The sequence below is a fragment of the Bacillus sp. WC2503 genome, from assembly GCF_052682895.1.
This window is the reverse complement of record NZ_JBQYMD010000001.1, coordinates 488,515-510,988: the sequence shown is the minus strand read 5'-3', so window position 1 is coordinate 510,988 and position 22,474 is coordinate 488,515. Positions and strand designations below refer to the sequence as shown.

General features: G+C 36.3%; 21 protein-coding genes. 9 read left to right on the top strand and 12 right to left on the bottom strand.

Going from position 1 to position 22,474, the window contains the following annotated elements; all coding sequences use genetic code 11:
• Nucleotides 1–58: 58 nt before the first annotated feature.
• The 3 genes from ACUN26_RS02740 (at nt 59) to ACUN26_RS02730 (ending at nt 3,577) form a co-directional block, all read left to right on the top strand.
• Nucleotides 59–1,219 carry an FtsW/RodA/SpoVE family cell cycle protein gene (locus ACUN26_RS02740; protein WP_000655682.1) on the top strand — a complete coding sequence of 387 codons (1,161 nt, stop codon included), beginning with the start codon at nt 59–61 and terminating at the stop codon, nt 1,217–1,219.
• Between the two features lie 75 nt (nt 1,220–1,294).
• A complete protein-coding gene (gene prpE / locus ACUN26_RS02735; protein WP_000872707.1) occupies nt 1,295–2,035 on the top strand; it encodes a bis(5'-nucleosyl)-tetraphosphatase PrpE in 741 nt (246 codons plus the stop codon).
• Between the two features lie 153 nt (nt 2,036–2,188).
• The gene (locus tag ACUN26_RS02730) at nt 2,189–3,577 is read left to right on the top strand and encodes a peptidase G2 autoproteolytic cleavage domain-containing protein (RefSeq protein WP_000730504.1); all 1,389 of its coding nucleotides are present in this window, start codon (nt 2,189–2,191) and stop codon (nt 3,575–3,577) included.
• 48 nt (nt 3,578–3,625) lie between these two features.
• Here the strand turns inward: ACUN26_RS02730 and ACUN26_RS02725 are convergent, their stop codons facing one another.
• Genes ACUN26_RS02725 through ACUN26_RS02710 form a run of 4 tightly spaced genes read right to left on the bottom strand, consistent with a single transcriptional unit; the run spans nt 3,626 to nt 6,389 of the window.
• Nucleotides 3,626–4,519: an RluA family pseudouridine synthase gene (locus ACUN26_RS02725; RefSeq protein ID WP_001079100.1), complete on the bottom strand. Its 894-nt coding sequence runs from the start codon at nt 4,517–4,519 to the stop codon at nt 3,626–3,628.
• A gap of 14 nt (nt 4,520–4,533) precedes the next feature.
• Entirely contained in the window at nt 4,534–5,331 is a 798-nt protein-coding gene (locus ACUN26_RS02720; protein ID WP_000673191.1) for an NAD kinase, read from the bottom strand.
• Nucleotides 5,332–5,348: 17 nt separating this feature from the next.
• On the bottom strand, nt 5,349–5,987 hold the full coding sequence (locus ACUN26_RS02715) for a GTP pyrophosphokinase (RefSeq protein WP_001081482.1): 639 nt from the start codon (nt 5,985–5,987) through the stop codon (nt 5,349–5,351).
• Between the two features lie 30 nt (nt 5,988–6,017).
• Complete coding sequence (locus ACUN26_RS02710) at nt 6,018–6,389, bottom strand: UPF0738 family protein (RefSeq protein ID WP_001180013.1); 372 nt, start codon at nt 6,387–6,389, stop codon at nt 6,018–6,020.
• Between the two features lie 144 nt (nt 6,390–6,533).
• On the opposite strand from ACUN26_RS02710, the gene ACUN26_RS02705 reads away from it, so the two are divergent.
• The 3 genes from ACUN26_RS02705 to ACUN26_RS02695 all read left to right on the top strand — a co-directional run bounded on the left by ACUN26_RS02705 (nt 6,534) and on the right by ACUN26_RS02695 (nt 8,585).
• Nucleotides 6,534–7,112: a CYTH domain-containing protein gene (locus tag ACUN26_RS02705; RefSeq protein WP_000191111.1), complete on the top strand. Its 579-nt coding sequence runs from the start codon at nt 6,534–6,536 to the stop codon at nt 7,110–7,112.
• Between the two features lie 181 nt (nt 7,113–7,293).
• The gene (locus tag ACUN26_RS02700; protein WP_000043381.1) at nt 7,294–7,692 is read left to right on the top strand and encodes a globin domain-containing protein; all 399 of its coding nucleotides are present in this window, start codon (nt 7,294–7,296) and stop codon (nt 7,690–7,692) included.
• Nucleotides 7,692–8,585 (top strand): ClpXP adapter SpxH family protein, encoded by an 894-nt coding sequence (locus ACUN26_RS02695; RefSeq protein WP_000360648.1) that lies wholly within the window; start codon nt 7,692–7,694, stop codon nt 8,583–8,585. The genes ACUN26_RS02700 and ACUN26_RS02695 overlap by 1 nt, the downstream gene beginning before the upstream one ends.
• A gap of 535 nt (nt 8,586–9,120) precedes the next feature.
• On the opposite strand, the gene pepF is transcribed toward ACUN26_RS02695, so the two are convergent.
• From pepF to mecA, 4 genes are all read right to left on the bottom strand, one after another.
• Nucleotides 9,121–10,947, bottom strand: coding sequence for an oligoendopeptidase F (pepF, locus tag ACUN26_RS02690; RefSeq protein ID WP_000003362.1), 1,827 nt, complete (start codon nt 10,945–10,947; stop codon nt 9,121–9,123).
• 50 nt (nt 10,948–10,997) lie between these two features.
• A complete protein-coding gene (locus tag ACUN26_RS02685) occupies nt 10,998–12,242 on the bottom strand; it encodes a competence protein CoiA (protein ID WP_002093814.1) in 1,245 nt (414 codons plus the stop codon).
• 80 nt (nt 12,243–12,322) lie between these two features.
• Nucleotides 12,323–13,867 (bottom strand): cardiolipin synthase, encoded by a 1,545-nt coding sequence (locus ACUN26_RS02680; protein ID WP_000799211.1) that lies wholly within the window; start codon nt 13,865–13,867, stop codon nt 12,323–12,325.
• A 72-nt stretch (nt 13,868–13,939) separates the two neighbouring features.
• Complete coding sequence (gene mecA, locus ACUN26_RS02675) at nt 13,940–14,623, bottom strand: adaptor protein MecA (protein ID WP_000402125.1); 684 nt, start codon at nt 14,621–14,623, stop codon at nt 13,940–13,942.
• 345 nt (nt 14,624–14,968) lie between these two features.
• Between mecA and ACUN26_RS02670 the strand changes: the two genes are divergently transcribed.
• Entirely contained in the window at nt 14,969–15,643 is a 675-nt protein-coding gene (locus tag ACUN26_RS02670) for a TerC family protein (RefSeq protein WP_000362596.1), read from the top strand.
• Between the two features lie 49 nt (nt 15,644–15,692).
• On the opposite strand, the gene spx is transcribed toward ACUN26_RS02670, so the two are convergent.
• Complete coding sequence (spx, locus tag ACUN26_RS02665) at nt 15,693–16,088, bottom strand: transcriptional regulator Spx (protein WP_000258267.1); 396 nt, start codon at nt 16,086–16,088, stop codon at nt 15,693–15,695.
• A gap of 592 nt (nt 16,089–16,680) precedes the next feature.
• On the opposite strand from spx, the gene ACUN26_RS02660 reads away from it, so the two are divergent.
• A complete protein-coding gene (locus ACUN26_RS02660; RefSeq protein WP_000559975.1) occupies nt 16,681–16,884 on the top strand; it encodes a hypothetical protein in 204 nt (67 codons plus the stop codon).
• A 29-nt stretch (nt 16,885–16,913) separates the two neighbouring features.
• On the opposite strand, the gene ACUN26_RS02655 is transcribed toward ACUN26_RS02660, so the two are convergent.
• Entirely contained in the window at nt 16,914–18,563 is a 1,650-nt protein-coding gene (locus ACUN26_RS02655; RefSeq protein ID WP_000728607.1) for a peptide ABC transporter substrate-binding protein, read from the bottom strand.
• Nucleotides 18,564–18,915: 352 nt separating this feature from the next.
• Here ACUN26_RS02655 and ACUN26_RS02650 point away from each other — a divergent pair, with 352 nt between their 5' ends.
• Entirely contained in the window at nt 18,916–20,361 is a 1,446-nt protein-coding gene (locus ACUN26_RS02650) for an MATE family efflux transporter (protein ID WP_002093815.1), read from the top strand.
• Nucleotides 20,362–20,488: 127 nt separating this feature from the next.
• Here ACUN26_RS02650 and ACUN26_RS02645 read toward each other — a convergent pair whose 3' ends face one another.
• A complete protein-coding gene (locus tag ACUN26_RS02645) occupies nt 20,489–21,424 on the bottom strand; it encodes an ABC transporter ATP-binding protein (RefSeq protein WP_000166337.1) in 936 nt (311 codons plus the stop codon).
• Nucleotides 21,417–22,460, bottom strand: a complete 1,044-nt coding sequence (locus ACUN26_RS02640; protein ID WP_000854338.1) for an ABC transporter ATP-binding protein — start codon at nt 22,458–22,460, stop codon at nt 21,417–21,419. Before ACUN26_RS02640 ends, ACUN26_RS02645 begins: the two co-directional genes overlap by 8 nt.
• Nucleotides 22,461–22,474 lie beyond the last annotated feature (14 nt).

Genomic DNA, 22,474 nt, shown 5'->3' with positions numbered 1-22,474 from the left:
TTACTTTTAGAATGACGTCATCAACATATTTACTAGGCGATAGAAAGGATTACATACAGTGAAAGATACGAATTCTCAATATCAAATAGACTACGTATTACTATTCATTTTATTTGCCATTGGGACTGTTAGTTGCTTTGCTATTGCAAGTGCGCAAACCTCTTTACCACCATTTTTACAAAATGTAAATTTTGCACTCAAGCAAATACAATGGTACTTCATTGGATTTGTCGCTATTAGTGTTATTATGATTATCGATTTCGATCGGTATCAAAAAATTGCTTGGTATTTATATAGCTTTGCAATGATATTACTTATCGGGCTAGAACTTCAGGTTCCAGGTGCCGTTACAATTAAAGGGGCTACCGCTTGGTACAGGCTCCCAGGCATCGGAAATTTTCAACCTTCAGAAATTATGAAATTATTTTTAATTATCGTCATTGGACGAATTATAGCTAATCATAACGAAAAATATTTTTTTCGAACACCTCGTGAAGATTTTATCTTACTCGGAAAAATATTCGCAACGAGTTTGCCACCGCTACTACTTATTGCAAAAGAACCTGATTTAGGAAACACAATGGTAATTTCAGCGATGCTGGCAGCAATGATACTAGTTTCCGGTATACGTTGGCGCTTTATTTTCGGATTAGTCTCCGTTATTTTCACAGCAGGTGTTACCTTAACGTATATTTATATTGCTCATACAGAATTCTTTAAGGAGTATATCTTAAAAGAATACCAATTAAACCGCTTCTATGGTTGGCTGGCCCCTTACGAATATGACGCGCAAGGCTATCAATTAAGACAAGCTTTTTTAGCTACTGGATCAGGAGAAATGCAAGGAAAAGGTTGGGAAAATGGACAAGTATACTTTCCAGAACCACATACAGATTTTATTTTCACTAATGTCGCTGAGCAATTCGGATTTTTAGGCGCAAGTGTCATTATTGCACTTTTTTTCCTACTTATTTTCCGCATGATTCATATCGCTTTAGAAAGTAATGACCCTTTCGGTAGTTACATCTGCGCTGGTACAATCGGAATGTTTACTTTTCAAGTATTTCAAAATATCGGGATGACAATCGGATTACTACCTATTACAGGAATCACATTACCCCTTATGAGCTACGGAGGAAGTTCGTTGCTTACATACATGATTGCAATTGGATTTATTTTAAACGTTCGCTCACGAACGAAAGTTTTTATGTTTAAATAAATCGTGCAAAAAACGATATTTTTATCTCTATCCTTTTTTAGTTATACTAATGAAAAATAGGATGGAGGTTTACATATGAAATATGACATTATAGGTGACATTCATGGCTGCTTCCAAGAGTTTCAAAACTTAACGACGAAACTAGGATATAAATGGAATAGTGGAATGCCAGTTCATCCCGACGAGCGAAAGCTGGCATTCGTTGGTGATATTACAGACCGTGGCCCTCATTCATTACATATGATTGAACTTGTATGGGAACTTGTCATACATAAAAAAGAGGCTTATTACGCTCCTGGAAATCACTGTAATAAGCTGTACCGATTTTTCCTCGGACGTAATGTGACAATCGCTCACGGACTTGAAACAACTGCTGCTGAATACGAAGCACTATCTTTTCAAAAACAGCAAATCATAAAAGAAAAGTTCATCACCCTTTATGAAAATTCCCCTTTATATCACGTGCTCGATGAGAAAAGGTTAATTGTATGTCACGCTGGCATTCGGAAAGATTACATCGGAAGGCAAGATAAAAAAGTACAAACGTTTGTATTATATGGCGATATTACAGGTGAAAAACATGATGATGGCTCTCCTGTCCGTCGCGACTGGGCGAAAGAATATAAGGGCGACGCTTGGATTATATATGGACATACACCAGTAAAAGAACCTCGTTTTGTAAATCATACAGTCAATATCGATACTGGCGCTGTATTTGGAGGTAAACTAACTGGATTACGTTACCCTGAAATGGAGACCGTTTCTGTCCCTTCTTCCCTTCCTTTTGTCCCTGAGAAATTCCGCCCAATTTCATAATCCTCTCTACTTCGTACAATTCACGAATAACGAGAGATTATCATATTTTCTAGATGTATCCTATATAAATCTAGGTAAAGCAATTAAAAAAAGATGCAATAAAGTGCATCTTTTTTTAATTGCACGACATATAATGTCGCAGGAGGTGACAGAATGAAGAAAAAATCTTCTAAACAAAAAAGAAAATTCCACCCTTTATATCAGCCCATGTATGGAATTAACAACTGGTGCGGCATTCGAGCTGCAGCTATAGAAGAACTAGAAGAACAAGAGTCATCAAAAAAGAGCAAAGCTAAAACAAAATATGTCTCTTTAGAAAATGCTGTAATGAGTCGCATAATCAATCGTAGAAAAGTAAAGATGCAACAAAAAAATAAACATCTCTCTCATCACGATGAACAAATACTGCATTCTGAAGAAAAACAGGAAAATACGGAAGAGAACATTCCTGTAGCAATAAATAAAAAAATACAACCAGAAATTCCAACCGATATTATAAACCAAGTAAAAAAAATAAAAGAAGCATTAACTCCATCAAATAATATACAAACAGAAAAAACGATCATAATTCAGACTCCTGCACCTGAAAATACGAAAGTAAAAAAAGAAGGCCGATATTCACATGCAGAGGGGCTTCACTCTCATGCAGAGGGTACAGTTTCACATGCAGAAGGACTTCTTACACACGCAAAAGCAACTTGCTCCCATGCAGAAGGATCGAAAACAAAAGCAACTGGACATAGTTCGCATAGTGAAGGAAGTGAAACGACAGCAGGCGGCTCTTATTCTCACGCGGAAGGTAAACATACGATTGCTTTAGGCGAAGCAGCACACGCAGAAGGAACCGCAACTATCGCTAATGGATTCTCTTCTCATGCGGAAGGTAATCATACATCAACAGCTCATTTTGCAGGAAGCCATATTATGGGACGATTCGGCACGGCCGAAGAAGCCTATTCTTGGTTTATTGCAAATGGAACAAACGATACCGATCATAATATCGGTGCTAAATGGCTTGCTCATAATGGAGAAATGTACATTGAGGGTGCTTCTTACAATGCAGGCGGAACGGATTTTGCACAAATGTTTGAAACCGCGGACCATAAAGCTATTGATGTCGGTTATTTCGTTACATTTAGTAGCGAAGAAAAAATTCGGATAGCTACTTCAAACGATTCTTTCATTTTAGGAATATCTAGTGCAACCCCCGCTATTATAGGAAATAGTGGTGCTTTAAGTTGGCAAAAGCGCTATAAAACAGATAACTTTGGAAAGCGTCAATATGTACGTACAGAAACACAAGAAATACAACCACTTTTAAATACAGAATGGGATCCAGCTTGCAAATATATAGCAAGAAAAGACCGTTCTGGTTGGCTTCCTGTCGGATTAATTGGACAAATGTTAGTACGTGATGATGGCACTTGCGAACCGCATGGATATTGTCGTCCAAATGATGACGGCATTGCTACAAAAGCTGAAAGTGGATTTTTCGTTATTAAGCGTACGGATGATAATCAAATTTTAATATTATTCCGCTAAGAAAAAAGGGACCAAAATTCTTCATTACATAAGAATTTTGGTCCCTTTTTAAGCGTGCATTAATAACTGCTGCATATCGCTTGGAATCGTCGTAGCAAAAGACATTTCCTTTTCTAAAATAGGATGATAAAACGCCAAAGATGTACTGTGAAGTGCTTGTCGTTTCATTTCATCCCTTCTTCCTCCATATAAGTCATCACCAAGTAACGGATGTCCCATATGAGCCATATGCACGCGGATTTGATGCGTTCTTCCTGTCTCAAGTTCAAGAGATACATGCGTCTTTTGCGAGGAGCTATGAATCACTCTAAAATGAGTAACTGCCCTCTGTCCATCCTCACAAAATGTTCGTTCAATGATGCTATCTGATTTTCTACCAATCGGTGCATCAATCGTTCCTTCACGTTTTATCATCTCTCCATGAACAATTGCTTCATACGTTCGTTTCACAGCTTTTTGTTGATGTTGTTTCGATAAAAGATGATGTACGAAACGATTTTTTGCAATAAGCATGAGTCCTGACGTATCACGATCCAACCTTGTTACAATGTGCACCGTACTGGCAAGATGCTGCTTATCATAATAAGACAAAAGCGCGTTAGCAACACTTCCCTCTGGATGTTCTCTAGACGGAATCGTTGACATGTTCGCTTCTTTATTGATGACAAGAACTGCATCATCTTCATATACAATGCATAGTGGGATATCTTCCGCAATCATCCCTTCACTTCTTTCTTCCACTGGAAAAAAAACACGTAACTGTTCGCCCGCTTGTAGTTGATGACGAACGCTTGCATATTGACCATCTACTTCAATGGCTCCGCCATGAAATTTTATATCCGTTAAAGCAGCTTTAGAAATCCCTTTTGTTTTCAAAAATTCTCTAACTAAAGTTCCCTCTTCAGCTGACTCTATATCCCATTTCAATGTAAATCTGTTCAATATATAAACCCCTTCTATTTATCTGCAACAAACGAGTCACGGACACGTTTCCAGAATGGGAACGGGCGGAAACGAACAAATCGCACTTTCTCGTTTGCAACGCGATACTGGATTGATTTCACATCTTGATGAACCATCGTTAAATGGTCCACCGTAATTTGTAAGTTCATCCCTGGAGCCGGCTTCAACACACATGTATGATGCTTCGGCAATACAAGCGGCGAGCCTACAGTACGAAACACACGGTTGTTAATGGATGCCATTTCTGCAATTTGAATTGCTTCAATAGAAGGGTGAATAATTGCACCGCCAAGTGCTTTATTATAGGCAGTACTTCCTGAAGGAGTTGAGATACATAGACCATCCCCGCGGAATGTTTCAAAGTACTCTCCCCGTATTTCCACTTCTGTTACTAATGTGCCCTCTGCACTTTTTACAGTCGCTTCATTCATCGCTAAATACTGTGACTCTTTACTTCCATTCACATAGCGAATAATCACTTCTAAAAGCGGATATTCCACCACTTGGAATGGCGTTTTAGCAATCGCAATTACTAATTTCTCTACTTCTGTCGGTAACCAATCTGCATAGAAACCTAAATGCCCTGTATGTACACCAACAAATGCTGTTTCATCCAATCGATTATAATAACGATGAAACGCATATAAAAGCGTTCCATCTCCCCCAACAGAAATTACAATATCGGGTTCCTTTTCATCCATAATGAATCCAAAATCTAGCAAGTACTCTTTCATCGTGCTTGCTAGTGTATCTGATGATTGATCTCCCTTTGACATAATTGTAAATTTCATCGCCAACACCCTTTAGTTTATGATTCGGAATCTTTCGTTTCTTGCTTTCTTGAAAAAGCCTTTTGTGCTTCTTGAATTTCAAGACGAATAGAAGACATTTCTTCATCCAATAAAAACGCCGCTTCCGCTGCACGTTGCAAGCGTATTTTAATATCTTCAGGAAAACGCCCACTATATTTATAATTCAAAGAATGCTCAATCGTTGCCCAAAAGTTCATTGCTAGCGTGCGTATTTGGATTTCTACCAATACTTTTTGTTCCCCTTGAATCGTTTGAACAGGATAACTAATAACAACGTGATAAGAGCGATAACCGCTATCTTTCTTTTGCGTAACATAATCACGCTCTTCCACGATTTCAAAGTCATTTCGTTTTCGGAGATATTCTACAACAGGCTTAATCTCATCAACAAATTGACACATCATTCGAAGGCCCGCGATATCCTGCATATCTTCTCTGAGCCGGTCTAGCGGTACATTTCTCTTCTCCGCTTTATCAATGATACTTGCAACCGACTTTACCCTTCCTGTTACAAACTCAATTGGAGAATGCTCTGTTAACATTGCAAATTGAGTACGCATTCCTTTTAGTTTCACTTTCAGCTCTGCCACCGCTTGATGGTAAGGTGCTAAAAATTCTTCCCAATTTCGATTCATTTCAACCACCACCAAAATCAATCCATTTGCTTATAGAAATACTTTTTCTACAGCAGTTACTAGTTCTTCTCCGTAATTTGCATTACCTTCAATATTTTCAACTAAATATTCTACTTCTTCTTTTAAACCTTCTAATTCCATTTCAACATCATTCACTTGAATAAACATCGCTGTATCTTTATTCATTGCTTCACGCATCGCTTCCCAGCATGTATGCGGAATACTTACATATATGAAAGATGATTCGTTTTCTAAGATATATAAAAATGATAAATTGTCTGAGTCTACAAGTACATGATTACGCGCACTTAACTCCTTTACCTCTATTTCAGTATTTTCCGCACAAAAAATAAGCGCATTCTCTCTCATTTCTACGCTCTTTACTTGAATTTTATTTTGCATGCTCGAACTCCTCCATCTCAACTTCCTGTCTTACTTAACAGTATTATTGTATCATAACATGGACGCAAACAAATAAAACATTGAACCAAATTTGTGAAAAAGCGATAATGTGTAAAGAATTATTTTTCAAAAGGAGCGCATACAATGACACAAGAAATTGAAATTGAATTTAAAAATATCGTTACAGAAGAAGAATTCCAATCATTATGCAAATCTTTTTCTATTGAAGCTTTCACGAAACAAGTGAATCACTACTTTGAAACGCCCGACTTTTCATTAAAAGAAGCTGGTTCTGCACTTCGTATTCGTCATAAAGGGGAAACTTATACATTAACGTTAAAACAACCTGCAGAAATCGGCTTGTTAGAAACGCATCAAGTTGTAACCGAGGCCGAAGCAAAAATGATGATGGAAACAAACACAATCATTCAAGGTGCTGTAGTAGACCAACTACACAAATTACAAATTCCTGTTTCCGCTTTAACTTATATGGGCAGTTTAACAACTGAAAGAGCTGAAACATTATTTGAAGGCGGAACGCTTGTCTTTGATCATAGTTTCTATTACAATCACGATGATTATGAAATTGAATATGAAGTGCAAGACGAAGAAACAGGAAAAGCTGCATTTATTCATTTGTTAACACAGCATAACGTACCAGTTCGCCATACAAATAACAAAGTAAAACGCTTTTTCCTTGCCAAACAAAACAAAGCACGCTAAAGTGAAAATTCCACTAGTGAATCCGTTCTACTAGTGGATACATCTCACTTCTTAAAAAGTAAAAGGTTCATTTACACCTGTAGAAGAAGCAAAGAATGTTAGGAAGGCTGTTTATTTGCCCTCTCGAACATTCCATTGCTACAATAGATATACATTTCATGGAAAAAGGAGTTTATAAAGGATGAGCAAGCAACCGATGACACCATTTGAAGCAATTGGCGGTGAACAATGCATTGCAATATTAGTAGACACATTTTATTCCTATGTCAGTAAACACCCTGACTTATCTCCCATCTTCCCGGATGATTTAACAGAAACAGCTAGGAAGCAAAAACAATTTTTAACACAATATTTAGGTGGTCCTAATTTGTACACTGAAGAACATGGTCATCCTATGTTAAGAGCACGCCATCTTCCGTTTGAGATTACGCCAAAACGAGCAGAGGCTTGGCTATCATGTATGGAGCAAGCAATGGATGACACAGGAGTACACGGTCATATAAGAGAGTTCGTTTTTGAACGTTTAGCATTAACTGCTCAGCATATGGTTAATACTCCAAACGAAACAGGTGAAATATAATGGATAAACAGGAAGCAAAGCATATCAATATGCCATCTCCTTCCGCATGTGAGCATAAGTCTGTAGAAGCATATTTATTTATTGATCCACTTTGTAAAGATTGCTGGGAAATTGAACCCTTTATTATTAAACTATGGCTTGAATACGGGAAATACTTCTCTATTCGTCATATTGTAACTGGAAAAGTGGACGGAACGAACGCTTCCTCACACAAATGGAATAAACCTGCTAATATTCGATTTGTGTGGGAAAAGACGACAAGTTTACAAGGTTTTTCATGTGATGGAAAAGTACATATGCAAGAGGCATCATCAACACCATATTTAGTTTCGATGGCAATTAAAGCAGCGGAGTTACAAGGCCGAAAAGCAGGTTCGAAGTTTTTGCGAAAACTCCAAGAATACATTTTCCTTGAAAATGTATCAAACCCTGACTGCGAATTATTGCTTGCATGTGCAAAAGATAGCAATATTGATGTAGAAGAATTTAAAAAAGATCTACATTCCGCCAGCGCAAAAAAAGCTTTCCAATGTGACTTAAAATTCACAAATGAAATGCATATTACAGAAATACCTTCCCTCGTCTTTTTTCATGCGAACTCAGATGAAGAAGGCATTAAAATCGCTGGAACTTATTCCTATGATGTATACGTACAATTATTAAAAGAGCTCGTAAAATGTGAAATCGAGCCAGAACCATTACCGCCTTTAGAAATGTTACTAGAAGCAACGCAATTTATATCTTCAAAAGAAGTAGCATTTATATATGACTGCTCGCAACAAGAGATCGAGCGCGAACTAAAAAAATTACAACTGAAACGCAAAGTACAAATGATTGACGTAAAATGTGAGCGTTATTGGAAATGGATAGCAATAGAAAAAGACCTGGTGTAAACACCAGGTCTTTTTCTTTACGGCTTATAAAAATATTAAAGGGGATGGGAGAAATTTTCACGTTCAAACAAAGGGGTATATGTTTGTATGTGAATTCGTTCACGCTTATTATATTACAAGATTCGACGTCAGATGACAACCCCTTTTGTCGAATTTCACACTTTTGTCACATTCTAAACGTTTTCATTTTTGAATAAGCTATATAAAAGCCCTTTAGGAGGTGTTTTTCATAAAGAAATCCTATATTTTACTAATTTTTTCATGTGTCCTTGTTTCTTTTTTCTTGTACATTCTCTCTCTATTACAAGCTTTTCCTAAAATTATCGCCTTTCCTCTTTTATTCGGAGTCATCGTCATCGCTCTCTCTTATTTCAACCATAGAAAACGATTTAAAGGATTTTGAATTCAAAAATTAACTATAAAACTGTCTTCAAATTTAGAAATAGTAAGGAAAACCGATTTTCATTTCGACAAATATCGACAAATTGTATTTTTAAACAAAAAAGACGAGGATAAAATCCCTCGTCTTTTCTCATTACTTTTCTTCAAATAATAACGCTTCTAATTCATTTAATTTCTCTTCAAATACTTGTAGTGCCTCTTTCACTGGTTCAGGAGATGCCATATCAACTCCTGCTTTTTTCAGCACTTCAATTGGATAATCAGAGCTTCCTGCTTTTAAGAATTCATTAATGTAACGTTCTACCGCTGGTTGCCCTTCTTCTAAAATCTGTTTAGATAGAGCCGTTGCTGCACTAAATCCTGTTGCGTATTGATATACGTAATAGTTGTAGTAGAAGTGCGGAATGCGAGACCATTCTAATCCAATTTCTTCGTCGATTACTAAAGCGTCACCGAAATATTTCTTATTTAAATCGTAGTAGATCTCCGTTAACATATCTGGCGTAACAGCATGTCCTTCTTGTACTTTCTTATGAATAATATGCTCAAACTCTGCGAACATCGTTTGACGGAATACAGTACCACGGAATCCTTCTAAATAATGATTTAATAAATATAGGCGCTCTTTTTTATCTTCTGTCGTTTTTAATAAATAATCATTTAGAAGCGCTTCATTACAAGTTGACGCTACCTCTGCAACGAAGATTGAATAATCACCGTATACGTGCGGCTGTGTCTTTCTTGTGTAATAACTATGCACAGAATGACCAAACTCATGAGCAAGTGTAAATAAATTATTTACATTATCATGCCAGTTCATTAAAATATAAGGATTTGTTCCGTATGCACCAGATGAATATGCTCCGCTTCGTTTTCCTTTATTCTCATACACATCTACCCAGCGATTTTCATATGCTTCTTTCAAAATTTCAACATACTCATCACCAAGTACGTTTAAAGATTTTAATAACATGTCTTGTGCTTCTTCATATTTCACATTCATTTTCACTTCTTGTACAAGTGGTGTATATAAATCGTACATATGAAGTTCATCAAGTCCTAGCGCACGCTTTCGAATATCGATGTAACGGTGCAATAAATGTAAGTGATCATTTACCGTTTCAACGAGTTGATCGTAAACTGCTTCAGGAATATTATTATTGCTCAATGCAGCTTGGCGAGCAGAGTCATATTTACGAATACGTGCATTGAAATTATTACGTTTCACCGCTCCGCTTAACGTACTTGCAAATGTGTTCTTAAATTTCCCATACGTTTCAAATACAGCTTTGAATGCATCTTCGCGAACACGACGATCATCACTTTCTAAAAACTGAATGTAACGACCATGCGTAATTTCTATTTCTTCTCCGTCCTCGCCTTTAATAGACGGGAATTTCAAATCCGCATTATTCAACATACCAAATGTATTACTTGATGAACTCATTACTTCAGATGCTTCCGCTAATAAAGCTTCCTCAGCCTCAGATAATACGTGTGGACGTTGACGTGTAATTTCTTCTAATGCATGTTCATATACACTTAAGTCTCTATTTTCTTTTAAAAATGCTTGTAGTGTATCTTCTGAAATAGATAAAATTTCAGGTACGATATACGCTGTGCTACTAGATACTTGTGAATATAAATTCGTCGCACGATCATTTAAAGCTTGATACACAGAGTTTGTTGTATCTTGATCGTAACGCATATGAGCATATGTATATAGCTTACCTAGTCGCATTGAAATTTCATCTTCATATTGCAGTGCCTCAAGTAAGTTGTTCGCAGAGTCACCAAGCTTCCCTTTAAATTCAGTTAACTGCGGTAGTAACTCTTTAATCGCTTGAAATTCTTTTTCCCATTCTGCATCTGTTTGGAAAATATCTTCTAATCGCCACGTACTTGCTTCTTCAATCTCATTGCGATCTGGTAATGTTTTTGCTTTATTTTGTTCAGACATTCTGTAAGCCCTCCTTTAAATATCTCTACTTAAGTACAATTCTGTTTTTCTTATGTAATTCCTTCACGTTCATTCTTTATTATATCCCCTTTTTCTTCTCCCATGTTGAACTTTGTCTCAAATAGAGATAGCGCATAAGTTAGGCAAATCTCATCATATTTCCTAACTTCCTCCTCCGTCTGTAACATAACTATATTCCTCATTTTTCGGTACGTATAAGTTCCTACTTTACGCAACACGCCTACAAAACATAAAAAAGTCATATATTCAGTAACCGCTACTTTCCATATATGTTGTGAAAAGTACGGAAGTAAGCGCCTTTTCGTATATTTTTTTACATAACTACACACATATTGAAGGGAAATACAATTCCCTACCGCAAGCTTTTCTATACACTTCATGTATAGAAATGCTTGCCATGTAAATGGATTTGTTTGAAAAGCAAATGAAGACGGGAGTGGCACACCAATTTCAGAAGGAAAGCTCGCTGGAGTACATTTAAATTGATATAAGAGGCGTAATAGTGACTTATGATTATAATTCCAAATAGACAGGGCATTTTGCCGAAAGTAGTCCTTTCGCTTCTTCCATTCCTGTCCTAATATTTCTTTCCGGAAAGGAACAGGGGAAAAGAGTAATTCAAAAGTAGTTGTATCGTTTGGTAAATACATAATATGTGAGAAAGAGACGTTTGTAGAAAACGGAGTGATAAAGGCACATTTCATAAATGATTTTTGTTTCGGACAGAAGAAAATGAGAAATGGCTGAGGATAAGATTGTAAGGAGAAAGCCAGAAGTGAGGAAAATTTCATCCAATATGCAGCTTGCTTTTTTAATTGATTTCCACCAATGATCCAGATGACCTGAATGCCCGCTTGCCAATACGAGTATGTTCGTTTAGAAAGTTGTTCTATGGAGAGATTGGCGCATTGATATTCAATCGCAATTTCCCTACCTGCTCTCTCTACGAAAATATCTGGTCTTTGCTGGATTTTTGGAAGGTAACGCTCTATATCCACATGGAAATTTTGACGTTTCAACCATCTATATAGCAATTCTTTACCGTGCATATGATATATAGATTCTGCTTCATAAAAAGCAAGGCATGACTCCACTTTCTTATGAGCAAAATGCCAACTTTTTTGTTTCCCTAATTTCATTTGCACTTCCTTTCCACAAGCTATACAAAAGAAACGCTCCCTTTTACGCATACGTTGTAAAAGCTCTTCATTTCGATTATAGAGTAGATGAATTTTCTCTCCGTTTTCTCTTTTAGCGATAAACATTATAATCACACCCTTTCAGCTCCTTATATTCTACAATTTATTACAAATCCCTTTTAAAAAAGAGATGTCCCAATTTCGGACATCTCTTTTTATAATAAAGGTGATAATAATCGATATGTCGATTCAACAATTCGTCTATGAAGACGTCTTTTATGAAAACGATCGACATGAATTTCACTTGATTCTTCTAAATCATCTTTAAAGTCTTGAACGAGTTTTCGAATGCTATCTGTATCATATAAAAAGGCATTCACTTCAAAGTTCAAATGAAAACTTCTCATATCCATATTTGCTGTCCCAATTGAAGCTAAATCAGAATCAACGATGACAACTTTACTATGAAGAAAACCTTTTTCGTATTCATATATCTTTACTCCTGCATCTAAAAGCTCAGGGAAATATGATCTTGATGCATAAAAGACAGTGCGCTTATCAGGCTTACTCGGCATTAATAAACGAACATCAATACCAGCAAGTGCCGCTACCTTTAATGCAGATAAAATATCATCATCCGGAATGAAATACGGTGTTGCAATCCAAATAGATTTCCGAGCAGAAGAGATCATTGCAAAATATAAATGTTTAATCGTTTCCCATTTATTATCTGGTCCACCTGCAATTAGCTGAACTCCGCCCCAATGATCACCTTCAACTGCTTTTGCCTGTAAATATTCTGGAGCCAGCACTGCCTCACCAGTCATATAAAACCAATCTTGAAGGAAAATAAGCTGTAAACTTTGAACAGCCTCACCACGCAAATATAAATGTGTGTCTCGCCAAAAACCGAAATATTTATCCTTCCCTAAATATTCATCTCCAATATTTAACCCACCTACAAACCCTTCATTTCCATCAATAACAACGATTTTCCGGTGGTTTCGATAATTAATCTTATCGTTTAAAATTGGAAAGCGCACAGGAAAGAACGGAATCATTTCGACACCTGCGTCATTTAATTCTTCAATATACGAATTCGATAACCTAAAACTTCCAACCGCATCATATAAAAACCGAACGACTACGCCTTCTTTTGATTTTTGTATTAAAATATCTTTAATTTCTGTTCCAAGCTTATCATCACGCACAATGTAATATTCCATATGAATGTGGTGTTTCGCTCGTTTTAATCCATCTAAAATGGCCTGAAACGTTTCATCCCCATTTGTTAATGTTCTCGTTTCCGTTTGAAATGAAATATTTAAAGCACCTAAGCGGTCCGCTAAACGAAATAACAGCTCTTGATGCTTATGATTACGTAACATCCGTTCTTCATAATCTTCATGCCCCTTATATTGTAAAAACGCCTGTTCATCCAGTAACGCCTTCTTTTGGAACATTCTCTTTCTCCGAAAGTTTTGTCCAAATAATAAATAAGCGAAGAATCCAAATACCGGAAAAATACCTAACACAATGAGCCATGTAAGTGTTTTAGACGGGTGACGGTTTTCTAAGAAAATAACGCAGCCAATTAAAAATGCAGATACCGTAAATAAAATACTAATAATACCTAAAATCGAAACATCTTTTATCCCAATTACATCCGAATAAAATGCTACATCAATAAACATACGTAACGAAACAAATAATGCGAACAATAGTAGAACAAAGAAAATCAACTTTAACGTATTTTTCATCTCTTACCTCCTTACTAAGAAAGCTTTCCTATTCTTCATATAAAAAGCCGATTTCATACTACAGAAATCGGCCTACGTTTTAGCAGGAAAATTATTGCGAATTGTTTCAAGCGCACGCTCTTTCACAATTTGTTTCCCATACTCACTCACACGATGAATTGTTAAAGTTGATTCTTCTCCATATTCTAAAATAATACTTAAAATACGATCAATTTCTTCTTCATCATGTAGCACTTCATCGAATTCCACATATACATAATAGCGGTCATCAAATGAATACAGCTCATCTTTTATATCTTCAAAGATAAGACGATGACTTAATGAAATAACATCTTCAAAATCATTAAACTTAATTAAAAAGCCAAACGTACCATCTTCATTAAAGTTTGTTCCTGTTTGTTCTTCTACCTCTTCCACTAATTCTTGCTGGAATAATGACTCGATACCCTCATCTAAAGGAATGTCTATAATTTTGTCTACACCTATCGGTAGCTCTAGCTTTTGTCCATCCTTTGAGAGCTCGGCTTTCGTGACAAGTACTTCAATCCCTTTATCGACTGCTTGCACTTGAATCCATAACGGTCCATCAATAAAGAAGTCATCATGATCACGAGCTTCGTCCATCATCTCCCAAAAGAGCTCTTCACTACGTTCGCGGTCATACCAAATTTCTTCACGATTAAACCCTCTGTCCTCTATATCAATGTACGTAATAAAAAACTTCATCGTATGATCGTTAATTCTTTCAATTTCCAAAATACAACTCTCCCTTCCTGTTTAGAATTGTTATGAAGGGATCCCCCACTCATATGACAAATCAATAGATTCTTGTACTCTCATTTTATGATAAGATTCTCCAGAAGGGAAATAAAATCGATTTATTTTACAAAAATAGTTATATGCCTATCTTTATTCGATTGTCTACATAAATATATCATTATGACAATTCTTTACACACGAAAAATTTGGACATACATTTCTATATTCTCCCGTACACTGTAATAAAGTGAAACTTCTATTAGAGGAGATTATTTAGTTCCCACTTTCTTCATCACATACATATATTTCGCTTATTAAAACATCATAAATGGAGGCAGACGAATGGACTTAGAGTTTTTAACATCTGTACTAATGATTGTCGGTATTGATGTTGTATTAGGTGGTGACAATGCAATTGTCATTGCATTAGCTAGCCGGAATTTACCTGAAGCAAAACGAAATAAAGCCATTTTGATCGGTACTCTTTTAGCAATTGTGCTACGAATTCTTCTTACAATAATAGCTGTCTACTTACTCGACATTCCATTTTTACAGCTTATCGGCGGCGTTTTACTTACATTCATTGCAGTAAATTTATTAACTGATAATAGCAACGATCTTTCTTCTATTCAAGGGAAAACAACTTTATTCCAAGCTGTGCGTACAATTGTATTCGCGGATCTCGTTATGGGGTTTGACAATGTCATCGCTATTGCAGGTGCGGCTCACGGAAGATTATTACTCGTCATAATCGGGTTACTCATTTCTATTCCGATTATTATTTGGGGCAGCAAACTTATTTTAATCCTTATGGAACGCTTTCCACTTCTCATTTATTGCGGAGCAGCGATACTCGCCTATACAGCTGGAAAGATGATTACACACGAAGACAGACTTGCAACCTTTTTTCATAACAACCCAAGTTTCACTACAAGCATTCCTTTCTTGTTCATTTTCACTGTTCTATGCATCGGTATTATCGTTCAACAAGTTCGCATACGAAATGTGAAACAATAAAAAAAACCTTCTACTATATAATAGGTAGAAGGTTTTCATATTATTATAATTAATTTACAAGACGTTGTGCTTCACGTAATTGGAACGTTCTTACTGTACGTGGTAAGAAACGACGGATTTCATCTTCATTGTAACCTACTTGAAGACGCTTCTCGTCAATCATAATTGGACGACGTAAAATCCCTGGATAGTCACGAATCATCTTATATAAATCTTGAAGTGGTAAAGACTCTAAGTTTACATTTAATTCTTGGAAAACTTTCGAACGAGTAGAAATAATCTCATCTGTTCCGCTTTCTGTCATACGTAAAATCTCTTTAATTTCCTCAATCGTTAATGGATCTGAGAAAATATTACGTTCTGTATAAGGAATATGATTTTCCTCTAGCCATAATTTCGCCTTTCTACAAGACGTACAGCTTGGAGAACTATATAATGTTACCATACAAAGCTCACTCTCCTTAAAGAGTACAAATTCTGTACTAATTACAGTTTAAAATTCTAACTTCAGTAATTTTTCGCGATAACTTGTCTTATAACAAAGTACAAAAATCGCATTTCATGTAAGCAACAACTTATAATAAACAACAATTACTTTTAATAAGTAACTTCTATAATCATTATACAATAGATTTTGCAAGAAATATACAGTAAATTTCCTACTAGTTGAGAAAACTCTTCCGCGTATTCCACTGCTATGTAACATGATTACGCTCACTTTAGCTGTACTTTAACAATGACCTTCAAACCTTTTAATACTCACTTCCCATTGATTTTTCATATAATATATAGTTATTTATCTATAATTTCACCTAAAAAAAGAGAACGTTTTCTTACTTTTTCTTGATAAATCAATTAAGAAATGTAAGACTATATAAATGAGAATCAAAAGGAACATTTGTTCTTATTTTAACAAACATTCTCCCTCCTGTCTACACGATTTCTAAAGTAAACCAAATATTTTTCTGACATTTCTTTCTTTTTTATCTTTTATCTCATACAATAAAAATACAGACAGGCAAAGGGGGAATTTGCAAATGATTGCTTTTTTTATTGATTTTGTTACTGTTGCTGCCCTCATCATCGGAATCACAGCATTGATTGGTGTCATTTCAAATAGCATCGGTGAAAAACTCTTTGGCGGAAAAGAAAAAATGAAGTTTGTTAACAAAAGTTTGGATGTACAATCCGGATGGAACCAAGTTGGTGGGAAAGGTATTTATAAGAAACGTACGTATTAAAAAAAAGCAGGTAATCACCTGCTTTTTTCTTATTTCTCTACTGACGCCCATTTAAAGCTTAAATCGCCACCATATTTATGGTTGTACATATTTTTAATTGAATCTCTTTGTAAGTATGCTCTACCACGTTGATATACCGGAACAATCGCAGCATCATCAAGTAACATTTTCTCTGCTTCTAGTAAGTTTTTCCAACGAGCATTTACATCGCTTCCATCTTTCTTCGCTTTCATGATAATCTCATCATATTTCGGATTAGAATATTTCATTTTATTTTGTGATCCGTCCGTTACAAACATATCAAGGTATGTAACTGGATCTGGGAAGTCTGCACTCCATCCAGAGAATGACATGACGTAATCGCCCGCATCTTCTAATTTTAGTTTTTGTGCAAATGGTTGTTGTTTAATTTTCACTGTTAAACCTGGTAAATTCTTTTCTAACTCACCTTTTAAATATTCACCAGTTTTCTTCGATAATTCAACGTCTTCATTTAATAGCTCTAATTCGATTTCATTTTTACCAAGCTCTTTTTTACCAGCTTCCCAATACTTCTTCGCTTCTTTCACGTTTGGTTTTACAATATCTCCATTTACAGCACGGAAGTCCTTTTTATCCGGTCCTTTAATGAAGTTATCAGGAATTAATCCTGTCGCTGGCTTAGAACCGTTATTTAATAGCGTGTCAACAAACGGCTTACGTTCAAAAGCAAGAGAAATTGCTTTACGAATATTTTTATTTGCTAACGCTGGATCTTTTTGATTTAAACGAAGGAAGAATACAGATGTATCTTCTACTGTTTGGAAATCTGGTTTTCCTTTATATTTATCGATGAACTCTGCTAATAACGTCGCTCGATCGACTGCGTTTGTTTCATATAAATTGATTGGCGTAGACGTATCTTTTACAATATTAAAGTTTACTTCCTCAATCTTCACTTCTTTATTTTCCCAATAAGATGGGCTCTTTGTCATTTTAAAGCTACGTTCATGTTGCCAATCACTTAGTGTAAACGGTCCATTATATAGTGTTGTATTTGCTTCTAAACCAAACTTCGTCCCCTGCTCTTTTACAAACTTTTCATTCACAGGATAGAAGATTGGATATACCATTAAATCTACAAGATATGGAATTGAATTGTCTAATTCCACTTCTAATGTATAGTCATCAATTGCTTTTACGCCTAATTGGTCTGGACTCATCTCTTTTTTATTAATTTTCTCTGCATTTTTTATATCATACATAATGTACGCTGATTTCGCAGCTGTGTCTGGGTTAATCGCTCTTTGCCATGCATACACGAAATCTTTCGCCGTCACAGGCTCACCATTTGACCATTTTGCGTCTTCACGTAATTTAAATGTATATTTTTTACCGTCTTCTGACTTTTTGAATTCCTTCGCTACACCTGGAACTAGCTTATCATCTTTTCCTAAACTGTATAAGCCTTCCATCGTATTAGTCATTACTCTTGAAGAAACTGCATCAGCTGATAATGCTGGATCCATCGTTGGAATTTCTTGCGTTTCAATTAAGTTAATAACTTGCTTCGCACCGCTCTTCCCGCTATCCCCTTTTGCGTTCGCTTGCGATTGTTCATCTTTTTGATAACTACATGCCCCTAAAATCATGCTCATTGCTACCGTTGATAATACAAAAACCGGCATCTTTTTTTTCATATTTCCACCCTCCATAAAAATGTTAGCCCTTTCATTTTCAAACAAAAAGAAATATATATATGTTCTAATAATTCATATTATACACACAAATATATTTTTTGTATATTTATATTTCTATCTTATTAAAATTTCCTGTGAAAAAATAAATCTTTGAAAACGTTTCATATTACCAGTTTACCCGACTGAAGTGTCGGAAATAACAAATTTTAAACTTTTCTAAATTATCAGAGAAAAACAAATTTTATATTTTATAATATTTTTTGTATAATTATCCTTCTCTTTTTAGCATAAAATGAAGGTCTCTTCATATTAAAAATATGTAGGTTAAAATGAGTGCAAAGGATAAGAAAGTATGTTACGATACACTTTGCTAAAAATAGATATCGGTAAAGAGGGGACGGACATGACAGCAATTCACTCAAAAAACGGGCCGACAGAAAAATTAAGTTTATTCTTATTAACATGGCCTATTTTTCTAGAAGTTTTTCTTTTTATGTTGATGGGGATCGCTGATACTTTCATGTTAAGTGCATTATCAGACGATGCTGTATCTGGGGTTGGTGCAGCGAATCAATATCTTCATATCGCTATTTTGGTACTAGAAGTAATCGGGAATGGCGCTGCGATCGTCGTATCTCAATACCTCGGTTCCAAACGTTTTATGGAAGCATCTAAAATATCAGCATTAGCCGTCACATTAAATTTAGTGGTCGGACTCGTTATAAGTGCTGGTTTTCTTTTATTTTCAAAACATATGATGATGGCAATGAATTTACAAGGCGATGTACTAACGTATGCACAAAGCTATTTATCCATCGTCGGAGGGGCCATTTTCCTTCAAGCTATTATTAACTCGTTAGCCGCAATTATTCGCGTTCACGGCTTTACAAAGCAAGCAATGTTTGTTTCGCTTGGAATGAATATTATTCATATCGCCGGAAACTACGTACTTATTTTCGGGAAGTTCGGTTTCCCTGAACTTGGTGTACAAGGGGCCGCGATTTCTTCCGCTGTCAGTCGACTACTGACACTGATTGTGTTCTTCTGGTTACTATACCGCGTTATGGAATACCGTGTAAAATTACAATATTACTTCACCTTATCAAAAGAATACGTGGGGAAAATTTTAAAAATTGGCATTCCATCTGCTTTTGAACAAGTCATGTATCAAGCTTGCCAAATTGTCTTCCTGTACTACGCAACTTACTTAGGAACAGAATCGTTAGCTGCTAGACAATATGCTACTAACATTTCCATGTTTACTTATTTATTCGCAATTGCAATCGGTATGGGAACAGCTATTATCGTGGGACGCCTAGTTGGCGGAAATGAAAAAGATGAAGCATACACACGTGTATGGAAAAGTGTACAATGGGCAATTGGTGTGACTTTATTTATGGTCGCTCTCGTTATTACATTCCGCACACAATTAATGGGGGTATTTACTGATAATCCTCATATTATCGCTCTAGGGGCAAGCGTTCTTTTACTAAGTGTACTACTCGAAACAGGACGTACGATGAACATCGTCATCATTAATTCCCTTCGTGCAGCCGGTGATGCAAAATATCCAGTTTTAATTGGTGCGTTCTCTATGGTGTTAATGAGTTTGCCACTCGGTTACTTTTTCGCCTTCCATTTAGATATGGGACTCGTTGGTATTTGGCTAGCGATTGCTATCGATGAATGGACGCGGGCAATTATTATGTTCTTCCGCTGGAGAAGTAGAGCATGGGAAAGTTACACACTTGTTAAACCGAATGAGCAAGAAGAGAATGTTTCTGTTCAGGCGCAGTAGCACTTCTTTGATTAAGGTGCATTTATTGATAAATACACTTTATATCGGTGATTCTTTAAATATATCGACTTATCGACAAATATAGTAAAAAAGGTCATTCTTCCGTAACGGAAGAATGACCTTTTTTTTATTGATAAATCTCTTTATATTTCTTGTACTCTGCTTCAGAACATAATACGAAATGTCCTGGGCGAATTTCACGCATTGTTGGTGCTTCATTACCATAATCATGCTGCGATGGATCGTATACGATACGTTTACGATTGCGCTCATAATCTGGATCTGGAAGCGGAATCGCTGATAATAGTGATTTTGTATATGGATGAATTGGATTCGCATATAACTCATCACTTGTTGTTAGCTCAACGATTTGACCACGATACATTACGCCGATGCGGTCACTAATGTATTTTACCATTGATAAATCATGGGCAATGAATAAGTATGTTAAACCTTTTTCTTTTTGTAACTGTTTCAGTAAGTTTACAACTTGCGCCTGGATCGATACGTCAAGTGCTGAGATTGGCTCATCGGCAATGATAAATTCAGGTTCTACAGCAAGCGCACGAGCGATACCGATACGTTGACGTTGTCCACCCGAGAATTCGTGCGGGAAACGGTTTGCGTGTTCTTTATTTAAACCAACTGTGTTTAACAGTTCATGAACACGGTCCATACGTTCTTTTTTACTTTTTGCTAATCCGTGAATATCAATACCTTCTGCAATAATATCCCCTACTGTCATACGAGGGTTTAATGATGCATATGGATCTTGGAAAATCATTTGCATTTTACGGTTGAACTTCTTCAGTTCTGCGCGTGATTTCTTACCATGTACGTTTTCACCATCGAACAACACTTCACCAGCAGTTGCATCATATAAACGAATAATCGTTCTTCCAGTTGTTGATTTACCACAACCAGATTCTCCTACAAGCCCGAATGTTTCTCCGCGGAAAATATCAAATGAAATATCATTAACCGCTTTGACAACACCACCACTCACGTCGAAGTGTTGTTTTACATTTTTTACTTCAATTAATTTCTCACGTTGTTTAGTCATGTTGTTCACCTGCTTTCATTTGAAGAATACGTTTTTCAACAACTGCCGGCGGTTTTACTTCTGGTGCTTGCTCGTGAAGTAACCAAGTTGCCGCATAGTGTGTATCACTTACTTTAAATAAAGGCGGTTCCATTTCAAAATCAATTTTCAGCGCCTGTGGGTTACGTGGTGCAAAAGCATCACCCTTTGGCGGTTTTAATAAGTCAGGAGGCGTTCCTGGAATCGCATATAGCTCTTCCTCTGATCCATCTAAACTTGGCATAGATGCGATTAAGCCCCATGTGTACGGATGTTTTGGGTTGTAGAAAATTTCATCTACAGTTCCAATTTCAACAACTTTACCAGCATACATAACCGCAACTCGGTCAGCAACGTTTGCTACTACACCTAAGTCATGCGTAATGAAAATGATTGCTGCTTCTGTCTTTTGCTGAATGTCTTTCATAAGCTCTAAAATTTGCGCCTGAATCGTAACGTCTAGCGCTGTTGTCGGCTCATCGGCAATTAATAATTTCGGGTTACAAGCTAACGCCATCGCAATAACTACACGCTGTCTCATACCACCTGAGAATTGGTGAGGATATTGTTTTAAACGTGCTTCTGGATTTGGAATACCTACAAGGTCGATTAATTCTAACGCAACTTTACGTGCGTCTCCTCTACTCATCCCTTGGTGTTTAATAAGACCTTCCATAATTTGATTCCCAATTGTCATCGTTGGATTTAATGATGTCATTGGATCTTGGAAAATCATTGCGATATCTTTACCACGAACTTGCTGCATTTCTTTTTCCGTTAATTTCGTTAAATCACGACCGTCAAATATAATCTCTCCATTTTTAATACGGCCTGGAGGATTTGGGATTAACCCCATTAGCGCTTTAGAAGTAACTGATTTCCCAGAACCAGACTCTCCTACAATCGCTAATGTTTCCCCTTTTTTCAAATCAAAAGTAACTCCGCGCACTGCTTGTACTTCACCTGCATGTGTATCAAAGGAGACTTGTAAATCTTTTACCTCTAACAATGTTTTCATTTTTACTTCTCCCT